This is a genomic window from Shewanella algicola, from assembly GCF_014648035.1.
Classification (GTDB): Bacteria; Pseudomonadota; Gammaproteobacteria; order Enterobacterales; family Shewanellaceae; genus Shewanella; species Shewanella algicola.
Window position 1 is genome coordinate 14,977 of sequence record NZ_BMQI01000009.1, and the last position, 18,885, is coordinate 33,861.

The 18,885-nt window shown below is 44.0% G+C and carries 14 protein-coding genes; 7 read left to right on the forward strand and 7 right to left on the reverse strand.

Going from position 1 to position 18,885, the window contains the following annotated elements; all coding sequences use genetic code 11:
- Positions 1–157 precede the first annotated feature (157 nt).
- Together IEY42_RS05485 and uvrA are read right to left on the reverse strand one after the other, a co-directional pair.
- On the reverse strand, positions 158–1,129 hold the full coding sequence (locus IEY42_RS05485) for a M20/M25/M40 family metallo-hydrolase (RefSeq protein WP_188924313.1): 972 nt from the start codon (positions 1,127–1,129) through the stop codon (positions 158–160).
- Between the two features lie 42 nt (positions 1,130–1,171).
- Entirely contained in the window at positions 1,172–4,039 is a 2,868-nt protein-coding gene (gene uvrA, locus IEY42_RS05490) for an excinuclease ABC subunit UvrA (protein ID WP_188924314.1), read from the reverse strand.
- Positions 4,040–4,283: 244 nt separating this feature from the next.
- Here uvrA and IEY42_RS05495 point away from each other — a divergent pair, with 244 nt between their 5' ends.
- Positions 4,284–5,651, forward strand: coding sequence for an MFS transporter (locus tag IEY42_RS05495; RefSeq protein WP_188924315.1), 1,368 nt, complete (start codon positions 4,284–4,286; stop codon positions 5,649–5,651).
- A gap of 65 nt (positions 5,652–5,716) precedes the next feature.
- Positions 5,717–6,436: a single-stranded DNA-binding protein gene (gene ssb / locus IEY42_RS05500; RefSeq protein WP_188924316.1), complete on the forward strand. Its 720-nt coding sequence runs from the start codon at positions 5,717–5,719 to the stop codon at positions 6,434–6,436.
- An 89-nt stretch (positions 6,437–6,525) separates the two neighbouring features.
- Here the strand turns inward: ssb and hmpA are convergent, their stop codons facing one another.
- Positions 6,526–7,707 carry an NO-inducible flavohemoprotein gene (gene hmpA / locus IEY42_RS05505; protein ID WP_188924317.1) on the reverse strand — a complete coding sequence of 394 codons (1,182 nt, stop codon included), beginning with the start codon at positions 7,705–7,707 and terminating at the stop codon, positions 6,526–6,528.
- A gap of 186 nt (positions 7,708–7,893) precedes the next feature.
- Between hmpA and norR the strand changes: the two genes are divergently transcribed.
- Complete coding sequence (norR, locus tag IEY42_RS05510) at positions 7,894–9,474, forward strand: nitric oxide reductase transcriptional regulator NorR (protein ID WP_188924318.1); 1,581 nt, start codon at positions 7,894–7,896, stop codon at positions 9,472–9,474.
- Between the two features lie 34 nt (positions 9,475–9,508).
- Here the strand turns inward: norR and IEY42_RS05515 are convergent, their stop codons facing one another.
- The 3 genes from IEY42_RS05515 to IEY42_RS05525 form a co-directional block, all read right to left on the reverse strand.
- Positions 9,509–10,360, reverse strand: coding sequence for an SDR family oxidoreductase (locus tag IEY42_RS05515; RefSeq protein ID WP_188924319.1), 852 nt, complete (start codon positions 10,358–10,360; stop codon positions 9,509–9,511).
- A 238-nt stretch (positions 10,361–10,598) separates the two neighbouring features.
- Complete coding sequence (locus IEY42_RS05520) at positions 10,599–10,901, reverse strand: DUF3861 domain-containing protein (RefSeq protein ID WP_188924320.1); 303 nt, start codon at positions 10,899–10,901, stop codon at positions 10,599–10,601.
- 15 nt (positions 10,902–10,916) lie between these two features.
- The gene (locus tag IEY42_RS05525; protein ID WP_188924321.1) at positions 10,917–11,408 is read right to left on the reverse strand and encodes a DUF2798 domain-containing protein; all 492 of its coding nucleotides are present in this window, start codon (positions 11,406–11,408) and stop codon (positions 10,917–10,919) included.
- A gap of 210 nt (positions 11,409–11,618) precedes the next feature.
- Between IEY42_RS05525 and IEY42_RS05530 the strand changes: the two genes are divergently transcribed.
- Positions 11,619–12,368 (forward strand): DUF1499 domain-containing protein, encoded by a 750-nt coding sequence (locus IEY42_RS05530; RefSeq protein ID WP_229779936.1) that lies wholly within the window; start codon positions 11,619–11,621, stop codon positions 12,366–12,368.
- Positions 12,369–12,550: 182 nt separating this feature from the next.
- A complete protein-coding gene (locus IEY42_RS05535) occupies positions 12,551–13,120 on the forward strand; it encodes a DUF7010 family protein (protein WP_188924323.1) in 570 nt (189 codons plus the stop codon).
- Positions 13,121–13,216: 96 nt separating this feature from the next.
- Here IEY42_RS05535 and IEY42_RS05540 read toward each other — a convergent pair whose 3' ends face one another.
- Positions 13,217–15,007 (reverse strand): flavocytochrome c, encoded by a 1,791-nt coding sequence (locus tag IEY42_RS05540; RefSeq protein WP_188924324.1) that lies wholly within the window; start codon positions 15,005–15,007, stop codon positions 13,217–13,219.
- 409 nt (positions 15,008–15,416) lie between these two features.
- Between IEY42_RS05540 and IEY42_RS05545 the strand changes: the two genes are divergently transcribed.
- Complete coding sequence (locus tag IEY42_RS05545) at positions 15,417–17,381, forward strand: ATP-binding protein (RefSeq protein ID WP_188924325.1); 1,965 nt, start codon at positions 15,417–15,419, stop codon at positions 17,379–17,381.
- Positions 17,382–17,384: 3 nt separating this feature from the next.
- Positions 17,385–18,764 carry a sigma-54-dependent transcriptional regulator gene (locus IEY42_RS05550; RefSeq protein ID WP_188924326.1) on the forward strand — a complete coding sequence of 460 codons (1,380 nt, stop codon included), beginning with the start codon at positions 17,385–17,387 and terminating at the stop codon, positions 18,762–18,764.
- Positions 18,765–18,885: the final 121 nt, after the last annotated feature.

An 18,885-nucleotide genomic window follows, 5' to 3' on the forward strand; every position in this document is an offset into this window, starting at 1 on the left:
GGGGGCGTATTATAGCAGCAAGTATGCGATTTGACCACGTAAAAACTGAAAATAAACATCAATTTGGCCAATAATCGTTAAGATTGGCCTGATTCTTGATTTGTAGAAGTCACTAATTGGTTGAAAAGTGAACGTTTGTTGTCATCTAACCGTACTTTTATGGTGACTCAGTCAGTTTATCTATCTGCAGCAGTTGGTACACGGTTTCGGCCACTGCCACGATAAAGTCAATATCGAGGGTGTCTGGGGTGTCATATTCAGTGTGGTATTGCGGATGTGGCGGTACGCCAAAATACACCCATTTATACCCTGCCTTGTGAAACGGGTAATGATCCGATGCCCTTAACCAATCGGCTTTTTGTAAGCGCCCGCTGAGTAAGCTGCTGCGATGAGTGCGAATGCATAATTGCGTTTTTTGCATCAGTTGTGCCCGAATGGCTTCAAACTGTGCAAGATTCTTTTCACCTTCCATATAAATTGCTCGGCGGCGATTGGGGTGGCCAATCATGTCAAGATTAACACTTAATTCCACGTCAATGCTTGGGTCTTGCTGCAACAACTTTACTAGGGCGTAACTGCCAAACAACCCCGGCTCTTCGGCATCGGTTGCCACTAACATCAAGTTAACGTTATCTATGTCAGTCTGTTGTTGCCAACGTTGAGCAATCGCCAGCATACCGGCAACGCCAGAGGCATTGTCGTCGGCGCCAGGAAACACCGTACTCCCTTTTTGGCCTAAATGATCGTAATGGGCGGTAATGATCCGCCAGCGACGTGAGGGGACTTTTGCAGGAATGGTCGCGACTAAATTAACCCCAGTTATCGTTGAAAATTGATAGTCGAAAGTAAAGGGGATGGTAAATTCTGCTTGCCAAGGTTTAAGCCCAACCTGATGAAAGCGCGCAATAATATAATCTTGCGCGGCTTGAGAGCCAAACGATGAGGTTTTGCGCCCTTGAAACTCAGCAGAAGCCAGTTGGTTGATATCTTGATGTATTTGCTCTGTTGCATCAGGCCAAGTGGTGGTAAATGTGGAGGAGCATTCGGGTAAGTTGGAGCTGCAACCGCTGGTTAGACTGAGTAATAAAAGCAACCCAACCACCCGATAACGAGTAAGAGGCATGAACATATCGGCACTCCTCTTTGTTATGGGTGGATGGGAAACATAAGGCTACTTTTTATCTTTCGCTTTGGTTTTAGCGCGTTGCTTATGAATCTCCAGCATCGGCTTTAAGAATCGAGCGGTATGCGACTCAGGGTGCTCGGCGACATCTTCAGGGCTACCGGTAGCTAAAATCATGCCGCCGCCAGCGCCGCCTTCTGGGCCTAAGTCTACAATCCAGTCTGCGGTTTTAATCACATCTAAATTGTGCTCAATCACCACAACAGTATTGCCATGCGACTTTAAGCGATGCAGTACATCTAACAATAGTTGAATGTCAGCAAAGTGAAGACCTGTAGTCGGTTCATCTAAAATGTACAAGGTTTTACCTGTGTCGCGTTTAGATAACTCTTTTGCCAGCTTAACCCGCTGCGCTTCACCACCAGACAAGGTGGTTGCACTTTGACCTAAGCGGATATACGACAAACCTACATCCATTAACGTTTGCAGTTTGCGCGCAATCGATGGAATAGCATCAAAATAGCTGCGGGCATCTTCAACGGTCATTTGCAGCACTTCGTGAATGTTTTTACCTTTGTATTTCACCTCTAAGGTTTCGCGGTTATAGCGTTTTCCTTTGCATGAGTCACAAGGCACATACACGTCTGGTAAAAAGTGCATCTCAACTTTAATTAAGCCATCACCCTGACAAGCTTCGCAGCGTCCGCCTTTGACGTTAAATGAGAAGCGGCCTACTAGATAACCACGAGTACGCGACTCTTGCGTGCCGGCAAACAACTCACGTATAGGGGTAAAAATACCCGTGTAAGTTGCTGGATTTGAACGCGGTGTGCGGCCAATGGGGCTTTGGTCGATATCGACAACTTTGTCGCATTGCTCCATGCCTTTAATGCTTTTATAAGGTGCAGGTTCGTCGACCGTAGCGCCATTAAGCATGCGATGGGCAATTTTAAAGAAGGTGTCGTTAATCAGAGTTGATTTGCCAGAGCCTGATACACCCGTAATACAGGTGAATAGCCCAATCGGAATGGTTAAATCGACATCTTGCAAGTTGTTACCTGTGGCGCCAAATAGCTCAATGACCTTTTTGGGGTCAATCGGTGTTCGCTCATCACTGATGTGAATTTGCTTTTTGCCAGAAATATATTGGCCAGTGACCGACTCTTCGCAGTTAAGGATATCGTCTAATGTGCCGTCGCAAATGACTTCGCCGCCGTGTACACCTGCCCCAGGGCCAATGTCGATAACATGATCGGCTAAACGAATGGCATCTTCGTCGTGCTCAACCACAATAACGGTATTGCCTAAATCACGAAGGTGAATAAGGGTTTGTAATAAACGTTCGTTGTCGCGTTGATGTAAACCAATGGAAGGTTCATCCAATACGTACATAACGCCCACAAGCCCTGCACCAATTTGGCTGGCTAAACGGATACGCTGTGCTTCGCCGCCCGATAAGGTTTCGGCTGAGCGCGATAAGCTTAAATAATTCAAACCAACGTTGACCAAAAAGCCTAAACGTTCGCCGATTTCTTTTAAGATTTTTTCAGCAATTTGCGCCCGTTGGCCTTCAAAGGTGACGGTATCAAAGTACGCTTTGGCTTCGCCAATGGACCAGGTGGTTAATTGCGGCAAGTTAAGCTCGCCAATAAACACGTTGCGGGCTTCTTCACGAAGGCGTGACCCCCCACAGCTATTACATGGCTGCATATTAATAAACTTAGAAAGCTCGTCACGCACCGAATGACTTTCGGTTTCACGGTAGCGGCGGTCCATGTTATTTAAAATACCTTCAAACGGATGGTTACGTACCACCACGTCACCACGGTCGTTAATGTACTTAAAGGCAATGTTTTGTTTGCCTGAACCATACAGGACAATCTTTTTCACTTTGTCGCTGAGTTTAGCAAAGGGCTTTTCAACATCAAATTTGTAATGTTCTGCTAATGAGCTGAGCATTTGGAAATAGTAAAAATTGCGTCTGTCCCAGCCTCTTACAGCGCCACCGGCTAATGATAATTCGTCGTTGGTGATCACGCGGTCTGGGTCAAAAAACTGTTGTACGCCTAAACCATCACAGGTTTGGCAAGCCCCCGCCGGATTGTTAAACGAGAAAATGCGCGGTTCAAGCTCGGCCATTGAATAACCACAATGCGGACAAGCAAAGTTTGCCGAAAACACTAATTCTTCGGTTGTTGAATCGTCCATGCTGGCAATTTTTGCGATACCACCTGACAACTCTAATGCCGTTTCAAATGATTCAGCTAAACGTTGTTTTATGTCTTCACGTACTTTAAAGCGGTCAACAACCACTTCAATAGTATGTTTTATGTGTAAATCTAACGTCGGTGGGTCGGTTAAGTCACACACTTCGCCGTCAATACGGGCGCGGATGTAACCTTGGGCCGACAAACTTTCAAGCAGTTTAACGTGCTCACCTTTACGATCGTTTACCACTGGCGCGAGCAGCATTTGGCGGCTGTCTTGTGGCATCGCCAGCACTTTATCGACCATCTGGCTGACCGTTTGTGCCGACAAAGGTAAGTTATGAGTTGGGCAGCGTGGCTCGCCGACACGGGCAAATAACAGGCGTAAATAATCGTAGATTTCGGTAATGGTGCCCACGGTTGAACGTGGATTATGCGAAGTCGATTTTTGCTCAATTGAAATGGCTGGGCTTAAGCCTTCGATATGATCGACATCGGGTTTTTCCATCATACTTAAAAATTGGCGCGCATAAGCCGACAGCGATTCGACATAACGACGTTGACCTTCTGCATACAGAGTGTCGAAGGCTAAAGATGATTTTCCGGAACCGGATAATCCTGTAATAACAATAAGTTTGTCACGTGGAATTGTTAGATTGATGTTTTTCAGATTGTGGGTGCGGGCACCGCGTATTTCAATTTTATCCATCTATCTCGCTCTATGACTTAGGTAAACAAAACGATGATCAGTATCGCATAGATATCGAAGTACTTCAGATCAATTTTGTTATCAATAATGTTTTGTATACGTCCGTCATAACCAATAAGTTTAGTAAAAGGTAATTTAAATGAAGCATAGGTCGCAAACTACGATTTCCTTTTGAGCTAATTTATTACGCTGTGATAATATGCGCAGCTAATAGTTTTACGAATCATTTTCAAAGGGCAATTGCATGGCCGGTAATGGACTCTCAGGTATAGAAAAAAAAGTCGCTTTTTCGTTAGCCAGTGTATTTGGTTTACGAATGATGGGGCTGTTTATGATCATGCCTGTCTTCGCGTTGTATGGTCAGCACCTTGAAGGCTTTTCACCGTTATGGGTGGGTATTGCCATTGGTGCTTACGGACTGACACAAGCAGTATTGCAAATTCCAATGGGGATTTTGTCAGACAAGTATGGCCGTAAACCAATTATATTGGCGGGCTTAGTATTATTTGCCATTGGTAGCTTAATTGCTGCTTCATCTGATCATATTTATGGCGTGGTATTTGGCCGTGCGGTACAAGGTATGGGCGCTATTGCCGCTGCCGTATTAGCATTAGCTGCCGACTTAACCCGCGATGAGCAACGCACTAAAGTGATGGCCGTCATTGGCATGTGTATTGGCTTTTCGTTTGCGCTGTCGCTATTGGTTGGTCCGGTTGTGGCGCAATACCTGGGGTTAACTGGGCTGTTTTTATTGACGGCAGTGCTGGCGGTATTGGGCATGTTAATTGTGCAGTTTTTTGTACCAAATCCAATTAGCCAGGCACCCAAAGGTGACACCGTTGCTACCCCAACTAAATTAAAACGCATGTTGTTAGACCCGCAGCTATTTCGTTTAGATGCTGGTATTTTTATTCTGCATTTAGTGTTAACAGCAGTGTTTGTTGCGTTACCGCTGGATTTGGTGGATGCCGGTTTAGTCAAAGAAAAGCACTGGATGTTGTACTTCCCTGCCTTTGTTGGCGCATTCTTTTTAATGGTGCCGTTAATCATTATTGGGGTTAAGCGTAATAACACCAAAACCATGTTCCAATTGGCGCTGGTGATTATGATGTTGTCATTAGCCACCATGGGCATTTTTGCTGACAATATTTGGATGCTAAGTGCTGCAGTTGTGTTGTTCTTTACCGGCTTTAATTACCTCGAAGCATCGCTGCCAAGCTTAATTGCTAAATTTTGCCCAGTGGGCGACAAAGGCTCTGCGATGGGGGTGTATTCAACTAGCCAATTTTTAGGCGCATTTTGTGGCGGTATGCTCGGCGGTGGCGCTTATCAATTAGTGGGCGCCTCGGGGGTGTTTTTTGTCGCCCTTGCACTAATGTTTGTGTGGTTACTGCTAACCTTTGGCATGCAAAAACCTGTGCTGTTAAAAAGCTATACCCTTGAAGCCAAAATAAAAGATAAAAATGATGCCCAGGTAATGGCTACCGAGCTATCGCAATTGGCCGGAGTGGTCGAAGCCATTGTGGTGCTTGAAGAGAAGGCCGCTTATTTAAAGGCCGATGATAAATTCAATTTAAGCGAAGCCCGAGCTGTGTTAGGCTCTGTACAATAGATCGTGTAGATCATTTCGTTTAGAATTCAGATAAAGTAAACAGATAAAAATCTCAGGAGATTTCGATGGCTAGTCGTGGTGTAAATAAAGTGATTTTGGTCGGTAACTTAGGTAAAGACCCTGAGGTTCGTTACATGCCAAACGGCAACGCCGTAGCCAACTTTACAATAGCGACAAGTGAGTCGTGGAAAGACCAACAAGGTCAAGTGCAAGAGCGTACAGAATGGCACAACATTGTAATGTATCGTCGACTTGCTGAAATTGCGGGTGAGTACTTAAAGAAAGGCTCTAAAGTTTATCTTGAAGGTAAATTGCAAACCAGTAAGTGGCAAGATCAAGCGACGGGTCAAGACCGCTACAAAACCGAAATCAATGCGATGGAAATGCAAATGCTAGACAGTCGCAATTCTGGTGGCGATAACGCAGGTGGTCAATATAACCAAAACGCCAACCAAAACGCGTATAACTCAAACCAAGGTCAGCAAGCTCGTCAAGCGCCTGCTGCAGCGCCACAACAACGTGCGCCTCAGTATAACAACCAGGCAGCTCCTGCTGGCAATACCAATACTTACCAGGGCCAGCCTAATGCGGGCCAACAAGGTGGTTATCAGCAACCTGCACCAGCCCCAGCACAGCAAGCTCCGGCTTATGCGCCTAAGCCTGCCGCGGCTCCACAAGGTAACTTCCAACCGCAAAATGCACCGGCTCAACGCCCAGCGCCACAGCCTGCACAAAACTTCACTCCAGATTTGGATGAAGGTTGGGATGACGATATTCCGTTTTAATTTACGGCTTAGCGCAACGAATTAACAAAAAGCCCTGGCATTATTGTCAGGGCTTTTTTGATCTAATAAGAGTTCAAAATCTTTTATTGTTAAGCAGTTAATGATTCTGCCGGGCCGAAGAACTCGTAATGGATCTGGGTGCTAGGAATGCCCAGGCTGGTGGCGATAGCTAACGCGGCTTTCATAAATCCAATAGGGCCGAGGACATATAGTTCTACGTCGCGATCTGCTGGCAATTGCGCTTCGATGAATGAAGCATCAATAAAGCCTGTTGCATGTGGTTGGCAATGCGCTTGTGGCTGGCTGTAAATGTATAGTGGTGTAATGTTGCTGTTGGCTGCGGCAAGTGTATCTACATGCTGTTTAAAGGCATGTACGTCGCTGTTAATCGCGGCATGAATAAAGCGAATGTCACGGCCAGACCCTACCGCGGTATTGAGCATGCTGATGGCGGGTGTAATACCGACGCCGCCAGTGAGCAGCACTAATGGTTTTGCATTTTTACGTAAGGTAAAGTCACCACTTGGTGCGCGTAACTTTACTTTGTCACCGAGCTGGATATTATTGTGTAAATGGTTTGATACCACACCATTAGGCTCTCGTTTAACACTGATTCTTAGGTAGTCTTTGCCTGCGGCATCTGACAAGCTGTAGTTACGACGCACAGCTACGCCATCGATATCGTCAAATAGGATGGTTAAAAATTGTCCCGCTTCAAAATCGGGTAAGCCTTGGTTATCAAAAGGCTGAAAATAAAATGAGGTGATAACCGAGCTTTCATTTTCACGCTTAACTAAAATGAATTCACGTTCGCCGCGCCAGCCCCCCTCTTTTTGCTCATTTGCTGTGTAAACCGACTCTTCTGCGGCAATTAAAATATTAGCCAGCTGGCCATAAGCTTTAGCCCAGGCACCAATCACTTCATCTGTTGCCGCGTCGCCTAAAACGGCTTTAATGGCTTGTAATAAACAACTGCCAACCGCGTCGTATTGCTCAGGTAAAATCCCTAATGCAGTGTGTTTTTGAACAATTTTACTTACGGCGTCACTTAAATTACCCAGCTCATCAATATTGGCGCCATAGGCAATCACTGCGTTCGCTAACGCTTTAGGTTGAGTGCCTTTGCCTTGGTTAGTTTGATTAAAATAAGGTAACACTTCAGGGTGTTGGCTAAACAATAAAGGGTAAAAATGACTGGTAATGTCATTCGCATAAATTTGTAATGCCGGTACGGTGGCTTTAATAATTTGAACAGTTGCAGTGTCTAACATTGATGAGTCCTTTTAGGCATAAAATTGCGATAAACTTCAATTGTTTATCTGCGATACTGTTTGTGTTGCACATAACGTGCCAATATTTATCTAATTGATTTATAAGTGATAATATAGTTGAGGGTTAAATTGACCTAGATCAATAAATATGTCAAATTAACCTAAATTAGGTTAATTCGACTCACTATGAATATTTCTCCTTTCATTGATATTGTAGAAGACTTAAATCGCGATCTGGCTAAATCGGAGCGTTATTTACGACTTATTCAAGCGATTCAACGTGCCATTCCTTGTGACGCAGTGGCGTTATTAAAGCTCAAAGACGATTATTTGATGCCTGTTGCGGTGGTTGGTCTTAAACAAGAAGCGTTGGCGCGGCAGTTTTCTATTCATCATCATCCGCGATTGCAACAAATACTTGCCAGCCCACACATAACTCGTTTTGATGCCGACTCAAGCCTAGCCGATCCTTATGATGGTTTGGTGGACGACGGCAGTGAGCAATTGCACGTACACGACTGTATGGGCTGCACTATTTATGTTGATGGCAAAGTGTGGGGTGTACTCACCCTAGATGCGATGCAAGCAGGCAGCTTTGATGCCCTCAATCCTACCGAAACCCGAGCATATATTGCAGGGGTAGCAGCAGCGATTAAAACCAGTGAGCACATTGAAGCACTTGAGGCCAAAATTGAACAAAGCCATCAGGTAGCTCAAGCAACCTTAGGCCCCTCAACCATTATTGGTAAAAGTGCAGCTATTAACGCCTTACAGGCCGAAATAGATACGGTTGCTAATAGTGATTTGTCGGTGTTGATTACCGGTGAGACTGGCGTGGGCAAAGAGTTAGTGGCTAAAAGTATTCATCAACAATCACGGCGTAACCTACAACCCTTGGTGCAAATCAATTGCGCAGCATTACCTGAAAGTATTGTAGAAAGCGAACTGTTTGGTCATGTTAAAGGGGCATTTTCTGGTGCGGTGAGTGATCGCCGTGGTCGTTTTGAATTAGCCGATGGCGGCACGTTATTTTTAGATGAAGTGGGCGAGTTGCCATTAGCGGTACAAGCTAAGCTATTGCGTGCCCTGCAAAATGGCGAAATTCAACGCGTTGGTAGCGACACGGTTATTGTGGTCGATGTGAGAATTATTGCCGCGACAAATCGCCATTTACAGCAAGAAGTGAAAGAAGGGCGTTTTAGGACGGATTTGTATCACCGCTTGAGTGTTTATCCTTTGCCTGTGCCGCCATTGCGCGAGCGCGGTAAAGACGTTATTTTACTGGCGGGATATTTCTTAGAAAAAAGTCAGCATCAATTGGGCGTCGCCAAACTGAGGTTACAGCAAACGGCGATTGAACAACTTATGCAATATGATTGGCCTGGCAATGTGCGTGAGTTAGAGCATCTTTTAAGTCGGGCTGCATTAAGGGCAATAAGTGAACAAGGCCGTCTTGCCAGTATTATTAGCATTAGCTGTGTTCATCTTGGGATTGAGTTTGCTGTTAATCAACCAGAAGTGGCAGCAGAGTTAGCCCCAACAACTCAGGTTGATAGCCCGGCAGAGATTGAGCTAGCACAAGTTTGTCGCTATGGCTTACGCGACTCTACCGATCAATATCAACGTCAGGTTATTTGTGCAGTATTAGCGAAAGAGCGCGGTAATTTGGCCGCTGTCGCACGAACGTTAAAACTTGACCGAAGTAATCTTATTCGCACCATGCGCCGCCTAGATATTGATCCAAACGGCAGTTTACCTGTCCGTTAACGATTGATGGGAGGCGGATTTTGAGCCTCCACAATTAATGCTTTGACTTTAATTGACGAAAATAATCATCCCAACTGATATGTTCTCGGCCTGCTGCTTGTGTGAAGTGGCTTGGGTTATCGGCTTTACCTTGTGATATGCCTTGGTATATTCCTGCGACCACTGTGCCGATAAACTCGCCGAGATCGGTAATGCTGCGCTGCTTAAATTGCTCAAATGTGATTGGCAGATAAGTAAGCTGAGTATCAAAAGCAAGATTTAAATAATCTGCCAATTGATATTGAGTGATGGGCTCACTGTTTAAGTTATACGTTTTGCCGTTATGGTGGTTTTCGGTCAGTATTTTGGCATAGGCAAAACCCAGTTCATCTCTGGTGGTATAGCCACACTTACCTTCGGCAGCACAGTTAAAAATACCGCCCACTTGTTGGTAGGTGTCTATGTATTCAACATCAGGCTCAATGTAAATACCGTTTCGACCAATGACCCACTCTAACGTGCTTTCGCGCACATCTTTTTCTGTTTGCCGATTACTTTGGATCACAGGTGAAAATGCGGTGCCTTCTTCAGCGCCTTGAACACTGGTGTACACAATTTTTTGTACTCCAGCTTGTTTAGCCGCTTCGATGACATTGCGATGTTGTTGAATGCGTTTGTCTGGTGAGTCCATGCCTGACACCATTAATAGCACTTCAACAGAGTGTAGCGACTGCAGCAGTTGGGCTGGGTCGTTGTAGTCACCGGGTCTGACTTCAACGCCTAAATGCTGGGCTTTTTCTGGGGTGCGCACCAGAGCAATAATATGATGCTCTGGTGAGTGAGCGAGTAGAGCTTTAACAATGGCGCTACCTAGTTTTCCGCTGGCAGCAGTGATGGCAATGTTCATGATATTGGCCTTATTAATGATATGTCGGTGTTGTTATCTACTTAACCTGAACTCGGAATAAGGGATGAACTTATGCTATTTAAAATCAACATATTACCAATTTCTCACTTTCAAGCTTGTCATTTGTTCTGCTAACAAGGCGATTTGACGCGTCAATAGCTAGCCTATTGTAAGTCGATTCAACGTAGTTAGCAGGGCAAAGGGCTGTTTGAAAGGCGTTTATTATCCCGAGCTCAGGTTACTTATTGGTTACCGCGTTTTTGACTGTGGTTTTTAAGTTTTGCATAAAGGTTTTAAAGTGCGGCATAAAATCAATAAACAGCGGGTGTTTACGGTTATGCATCATCAATGGGCCTAATAAACGTAAACCAACACTTAATTTAGTGGCTTCTGACTCTGGCAGTCCACTGCCTATTTTAAGGTTTTCAACGAGTTTAAATAAATCTTCTCGGTCTTGAAATTCAAACTGTAACTGCTGAATACTTTGTTGATTATCATCAAGATGTTCAACAGTAATACGATATTGATTGTCTTTGCTCATGGGAAATCCCTCAGGTTAACTTTTTAAAAATCGTTCAATTTTAGGTTTGATTGTTAATGAAGTAATTATCATTAACGTTAAGCCTAATGGCAGTGCGGCAAGCAGTGCCTCTAGCCAGTGGTTAAACAATGCAGCATGGCTGCTAAAACCAATATTATTAATGGCTGTCGACAATGCCATTGCCGATTCCATGGTGATAGCCATCAACACGCCAACGATGATGTTGCGCTTTTTCTCGCTGGTATTGGGTAGGCATTTTTCGATAACATAAGTGAATAAAGCCATGAAGATGAATCCGGCAGGCATAACCGTGACCGCGGCAAGCAGAAATGACATTAACCAATCATTAAAAAAGGTCTCACTGTAACCAATATTAATGTAGGTCATTAAGCCTATTAACGAGCCGCCCATAACGGTCATCATTGCAAGCACCACCAAGATTTTATGGATAATAGGGGTTTTTTTTGAGTCTATGTTGGGCAATAGCAAAACTTGTTGTGAATGCATTTTGTTTCTCAAATGATTAAAATGGGAATAAATTAGGTTGATTAAGTCAACTATATTTGCCTTGGTGGACAATGTCAACTAATTTATTTGTGTCGACGATTAAGTAGAGGTTTATGGTTGGGATATTTTTTATGTGTTGATGGAAATTTTTTCACTAAACGGTGGTCAATATCTATTAGATAAATGAGTTGCTCCTAAAGGATGGATGTAATGCAAAAAAATGTTGTGAGTCATATAGCGTTGGTTGTGGCATTAGTTGCGGTAATTGCCGCTGGTGTGATGATTTTTGGATCGTCTATGGGTTTGTGGGACCCTATAACGGGCTTTATTGCGAGTCGTAAATACCACAATGTGCTCGGATATATTGTGGTGGCCGTGGCGCTAGTCAGTTTAGTTAGCGGTATAATGATTAAAACCGATAACCCTAAAGCGCGCGGCACTGCAAAGTCAGTCGTGGCATTATTGCTAGGGATTGCGATGTTGTCGCCGATGTTGAAGGGGCTCATTATCGAGCCAGTGAGATATCCTCCTATTCATGATATTACGACAGACACACAGGCTCCTCCGCAATTTGAATTTTTAACCGATAGCCGAATTGGTGCTAAAAATACTTTAGTGTATGGCGGGGCCGACATTGCTGCGCAGCAGTTGCAAGCCTATCCAAATATTCAACCTATACTGTCGGATTTACCCGCAGAGGCGGCATTTGCAAAAGCCCTTGATGTGGCTAAAGCAATGGGCTGGGTGATTGTTGATCAACAACCGCAAACTCTACGATTTGAGGCAACAGCCAGAACGCCATTTTTCAATTTTGCCGACGATATTGTCGTGGTAGTGGCCAGTGCAGAGCAGGGCTGCCGTATTGATTTGCGCAGTGTGTCGCGTATTGGACGAGGAGATGCAGGTGTCAATGCAAAGCGTATTCAAGCGTTTAGTCAACGGTTTACTGAATCGCTATAAAGCATGATCGTTGTCATTTAAAAAAAGAGCACTTAGGTGCTTTTTTTATGGGATAGAGAGTGGGTTTAACAACATGTGCGGCCATTAGATGACATTTGTCATCTTCGATTGCTGACAAAGTGCACTACTGCTCAATACGTGTTTTGCTGATAATTAATCCATACCAACAAGGAGGCTTTATCATGCAACATAAATCATTGGATCAGCAGTTAATTGAATACCGTCAACAACGTGCATTGGCGATGCCGTTATCTGGCATGATTGTCTGGAGTATTTTATTTGCTTTAAGCTTCATTTTACCCGCTTCACAAATGGTAATGGCTATTTTTATCGGTACGGGCTCAATTGTGTATTTGGCCATGGGGGTATCTAAACTAACAGGGGAAGGCTTTGGTTTTAATAAAGCGGCTAATCGCAATTGGTTCGATAATGTGTTTCTTGCTGCAGTTGGGATGAGCTTTTTAACCTTTGGCATTAGCATTCCATTATTTATGGAAAATTATCTTGCACTCCCTTTTGTGTTAGCGATTCAAACAGGGTTAATTTGGCTAGTTCATGGCGTGATAGCGGCGCAAAAAATTGCCATAGCGCATGCTATTGTCCGCACCATTGCTTGTGTTGTTGCCTTTCAATTATGGCCAGAATTAAGCTTTCAAATCCAACCGTTAATTGTGGTGTTGTGTTATGGGTTTACCATTCCGGTGATGGAGTCTCATTGGCGCCAGCAACAAAAAATGGAGTTGAGTGTTTAATATCTTCCGCGTTAATAATCGATGACCACATAAAAAAAGCCACAGCACTGGGCTGTGGCTCCACTGATACTAGCAAATCAGTTAATTCTTAATTGCTTAGTTCTTTTTAGAGTATTTTGCGGCTTCTTCACCTGCTAAACGACCGAAGGTGACGATGTCTGAAATGGCATTACCACCTAAACGGTTAGCACCATGAACACCACCAGTAACTTCACCTGCACCATATAAGCCAGGGATAACCTGTTTTTTAGCATTTACTACTTCGGCTTTAGTGTCGATCATCACGCCACCCATAGTGTGGTGAACACCTGGAGTCACTTCGATTGCATAGTAGTTACCTTCGTTTAATGCGCGAGGTAGGTTAGGACGCTCAAAGTCAGTGTCTTTACCGCTAGCAACTAAGCTGTTGTAACGTGCAACTGTTTCAGTCAGTGCTTTACCGTCAATGCCTTCCATTTTACCTAATTTAACTAAACTATCAGCAGTTGGCGCAACACCTAAACCAATATACTTATTGATTTTAGATAATGATTTACGAACTGAATCATCGAAGATTAAGAACGCAGATTTGCCAGTTTGTCCTAAGATGGCTGCAGATGCTTTATCGCGAGTAGTGATTTCGTTAACGAAACGCTTACCTTCACGGTTAACTAAAATTGCACCATTACCACGTACTGCTTCAGTGACCATTACGCCACCTTTAACAGATAACGTTGGATGCGCTTGGATATACTGCATGTCTTTCAACGCGCCGCCAGCATTTTGAGCAACATCTAGACCATCACCTACTGCACCGGGTTGGTTAGTAGAGATAAAGCCTTTTAATTTTGGATCAAGCGAAGCAACGCGGTCGTTATTTTTAGCGAAACCACCTGTCGCCAATACAACTGCATCTGCTTTAACCCAGTAATAACCTTTGTACATACCCTTAACGAGGATACCTTTGACTTTACCGTCATCGTCTTTAAGCACTTCGATACCGCGAGTGTTCATTCGTAAGTCGATATCGCGTTTAACGGCATTATCATAAAGCACTTGAACAACATGAGCACCAACACCAGCACCACCCGTTGGGCGGTGTGCACGGTTAGCTGATGCGCCACCCATACGGCCAACGTCATTTAAATCAGCGCCCATTTTGGTCATCCAATCTACAGAAGCTTTTGAGTGAGATGTTAAGATTTCAACTAATGCAGGGTCGTTTAAGTTACGGCCACCTTTCATGGTGTCTTTGTACATAGACTCTGGGCTATCTTTAATGTCTTTTGCTTTTTGTTGATCAGTCCATGCAGCGTTCATGCCGCCTGCAGCCAATTTAGCGTTACCACCAATAACAGGCTCTTTTTCGATAAGAATAACTTTAGCACCACTATCTGTTGCAGATATTGCAGCAGAGAAACCTGCACCGCCAGAACCGACAATGACTACATCAACAGTATCGCGTGGGGCACTTGCAAGAGCGGCTTGGCGGTCTGATTTGTCTTTGGCCAATTCAGCAATAGTCGGTTCGTTACGTTCCCACTTCTTAGCATATGGCATGTTGAAATCGAAGCTATGGCATGAGTCGCAATAAACCATAGATTTTTCATGAGCGCTGTGACATGAAGTACAGGCCACTTCACCTGGGAAGTGAGAAGCATGAGCGTTGTAATGTTCATGCTTAGTGGTTTCTGCTACTTCAGCTAGTGTGCCATGGCAAGAAACACATTGTGCATTCTCATAGGTTAAGCTGTCATTTGATAATTCACCGTCTGGTGTATGGCAGCTATCACATTCTTGGTTTTGCTCATGGAATTCGGCTAAATTGTCGGCGGCAACGGCATTACCCATTAGGCCTGCGGTACCCATTAGCGTGGCAAGGCAAACTGCAAGTTTCATCTTTTTCATGTGTATCCCCTTTCTACTTTTAAATGACGCTGAGCCAATTAAGCATAGAAGCTTTTTTTGTTTTATATGGCACAATTGATCACGCCACTTTAAAAATGCAGCCCATTTACTGTTGAAGTGACCTGCGATTTATATTGCTAACACTAAGCTTACTCACACTGCTAATACTCACAATAAAATCGCTAAAATGAAGCCTAGAAATGACAGTTCAATCACAAGCGATTAAATGAACTATGCAAAGATGCATAGCTATAAAGGGGTATATGCATTTTTGCATAGAGGATAGAGAGCAAGGTCACATTGAGTGAAATGCTGATGAATTTAGACTAAGCGCGTTTATTACATAATGATTTACTCATATGCGGAATGCTGCACAGTTTCAAATAGGTTAAATGAGTAACATTAGCGGATGAGATTGATATTGCTTTGCCTTTTATTCTTTACCCTGCCAGTGCTGGCGCAAGACAGCATTGTGTTCGGCGTGCACTCAAATACGGCACCGTTAGAGTGGCGTAATAACGGGGTCGACCAAGGGTTTAATGTTGAGCTGATGAACCGAATTGGTCAGCTAACCAGTACGCGAATTATTGTTCGGCGCAAAAGCTTTCAACAACTGCTAAATGATGTGCATAACCCTAATAGCGACATTGATGTCATTGCGGTGGTGAGCCCTGTGAATATGGACCGGCAGTTAGCGCAATCTGACCCTATTTACGCCACCCACGCCAAAGCTTATACCTTGCAAGGAAAGGCGCTTATTAATAATTGGGCTGACTTAGTGGGTAAGCGTGTTGCCATTAAAAATGGTGCGTTTGTTGATGTGTATTTATCTGACAAACTGCAAAAGTTTGATCGGGTTGATGTTGATCTGTATGAAACTGGCTTTCAATTACTGATAAAAAACCAAGTTGATGTCGTGATTGCCGAGAGCTTTGTTGCGCGGCGCTTATTGCCAATGTACCCGTCGGTACGTAGTTCAAGTGATGCATTAATTTATGGCGCGTTTAATTTTGTTGCCAATAGTAGTAAATCCGAGCAGATGTACCAAATTAATGAGGCGTTGAGACAGTTAAAACTATCGGGTGAATACGACCAATTAGTTAATAAATGGTTTGGTACCGGCCGCGAAAAAGTGGATTTAACCTCTAGTGAAAGGCGAATATTTGCGCTGGCGATTATCGTGGCCATCATTTCAGGTGCAGGCCTCATTTACACTGGGTTTATTAGTGCGAGTTTACGCAGAAAAACCCACACACTTGATGCCGAGTTGATACAACGCAAGCGGATTGAAGTGGAGATATCCGAACTGTCGCAACAGTTTCAATCTGTGCTTGATGGCATCCCCAATGGTGTGACTATAGTCAATCAAGACTTACAACATTTATGGAGTAACGATAACAATATATATTTGTTAGATTCAGATGCGTTTTACTACATCGATAACGACGTTTTTGTGCTTAAAACCGCTGTGCTTAATGTGTTATTGAGTCAAAAATCCCTCATCGCAGATATGCGTTACCAGCAACAATTTTGGCAGTTACAAATCCACCCCATTGCCCAAGACCAGGTGGTTATTTTGCTAGAGGAATCAACTGAACAACACCGGTTACGTCAAGCAAACGAAGAAGCCAGTCGCCTAGCCTCACTCGGTGAGTTATCTGCAGGGATTGCCCATGAAATCAATAACCCGACTGGGCTTATCGTCCATGCTGTATCGTTATTTAGCGCGGCAATGAAAGATTTATCACCCGCGGCAACATATTATCAAAAGCAAAATCCTTTTTGGCTTATTGCCGGGTTACAACCCGACATCGCCATCAAAGAATTGCAACACAGTTGTGGCTCTATTGAAGATGGTGCTAAACGTATTAGCCGAATTGTGAATGATTTAAAGCGCTATGCTATGCCGCATATTGCCGATGGATATACGCAGGTGTGCCTTAATGATGTGGTGCAAGTGGCGCTGCGTTTAACGGCAAATCAAACCAAATTTAATCAAGTCATTACTCAACTTACCGAGCAACAACCCTGTATCTATGGTGATGCTCAGCAGTTACAACAGGTGTTAATTAACCTCATTCAAAATGCATGTAACGCTTGCGCAGAGCAGCAAGGTATTATTGAGATAGAAACCAGCATAGACGGTGCCACTGCCATACTTAGCATTACCGATAATGGCTGCGGCATGAATAGTGCCACCTTAAAGCGGATTACCGAGCCCTTTTTTACCACCAGGCGCCATGAAGGTGGTAGCGGGTTAGGGTTGTCGGTGTGCAGTAAAATTATTAAAGAACATCAAGGTGAAATGCAAATGCTGTCGAGTGTGGGTAAAGGGACCCGCATTCGCTTAACGTTTGCCTTAGCAAAAGAGTAAGCAATGAAATTAGCCCGAAATATCTTGTTAATCGACGATGAAGCCGCTTGGTTACGCTCCTTAGCGTTAACCTTAAACCGGCTGGTGCCAGAGGCTGAAATTGACACATGCATTGACAGTCGCCAGGTGCAAAATCGCTTACAAGTGGGCGACTACGCCCTAGTGTTGGTTGATTTAACGATGCCATTTCATTCTGGCGAAGACATTTTAGCCATGGTTCGCAGCGACTTCCCCAATACTCGAGTCATAATTGTTACCGGTGTGAATGAAGTCGACACTGCCGTACGCTGCATTAAAAATGGTGCTTATGATTATTTTATCAAAACCGATGATGTCGACGATCTTGCGCGCACCGTACGTCGTGCGCTTGAGGTCGTCGGTCTTGAGCGTAACTATTTATATATTAAAGAAAAATTCTTAAGCCGCACACTAGAAAACCCACAAGCATTTAATAATATTTTGACCTGTGAACCGATATTGTTAGATCAATTTCGCTACCTTGAAGCCGTCTCAGGTAGCCCTGAACCACTGTTAATTTATGGTGCTAGCGGAACAGGTAAAAGTGAGTTTGCCAAATCGTGTCATGCACTTTATAGCCCAAATGAACCGTTACTAAGTATTAATCTTGCAGGCATTAGCTGTGAATACTTTGAGCAAAAAATGTGTGGCAAACTCTATCATCATAATAATGGCGAGCTAGAGGCTGTTGCGGGGTTACTGCACCAGGTAGGCAGCGGCGTGCTTTATCTTAATGAGATTGGTGCATTGCCGCTCGATGCCCAGGTTAAGCTGCTGACCTTGTTAGAAACCAAACAATACTATCCTTTAGGTAGCGACACGGCTTACCCAGTAAAATGTAAATTTGTGGTGTCCACTCAGGATGATTTACTTAAACTTCACCAAGCGGGTAAGTTTAGAAGCGATCTCTTATATCGTCTGCGCGCCCATAAAATTAAATTACCAACATTAGTTGAACGGCGCTTAGATATCTCAATGTTGATTAATCATTTTATTGCCTTAGCGGCGACAGAAATGAATTTACCCGTACCACTACAACCTGCAGATTTAGCCACGAAGTTGGCCAGTTATGACTTTCCAGGCAACTTGCACGAACTCAAAGGCATGGTGTTTGATGCCGTGAGCAGAAGCGACGGTATTGCCCTTAATACCAGTCCTTTTATGGAAGCGATTAATGAACATAAATCGATGAATGATGCTCCGCAAGACGGCATTATTTTCCCCAAACAACTGCCAACTATTGCACAAATGAATCAGGCATTAGTCGATGAAGCCATGAGTCGCACTGCCAATAATCAAACTGCCGCAGCGCAAATATTGGGGATCAGTCAAAGCGCCCTGAGCCGGCGTTTAAAAGGGCATTAGCGTAAGTAGTTTTAGTGGCTGAAACACACCTAGTTAGGTGTGTTTTTTTATCTTTGCCTTCCATCTTAACCCCTCCTTAACCAGCCTTTCGTTATGCTAGTGCCATTATGGTGTAATACAC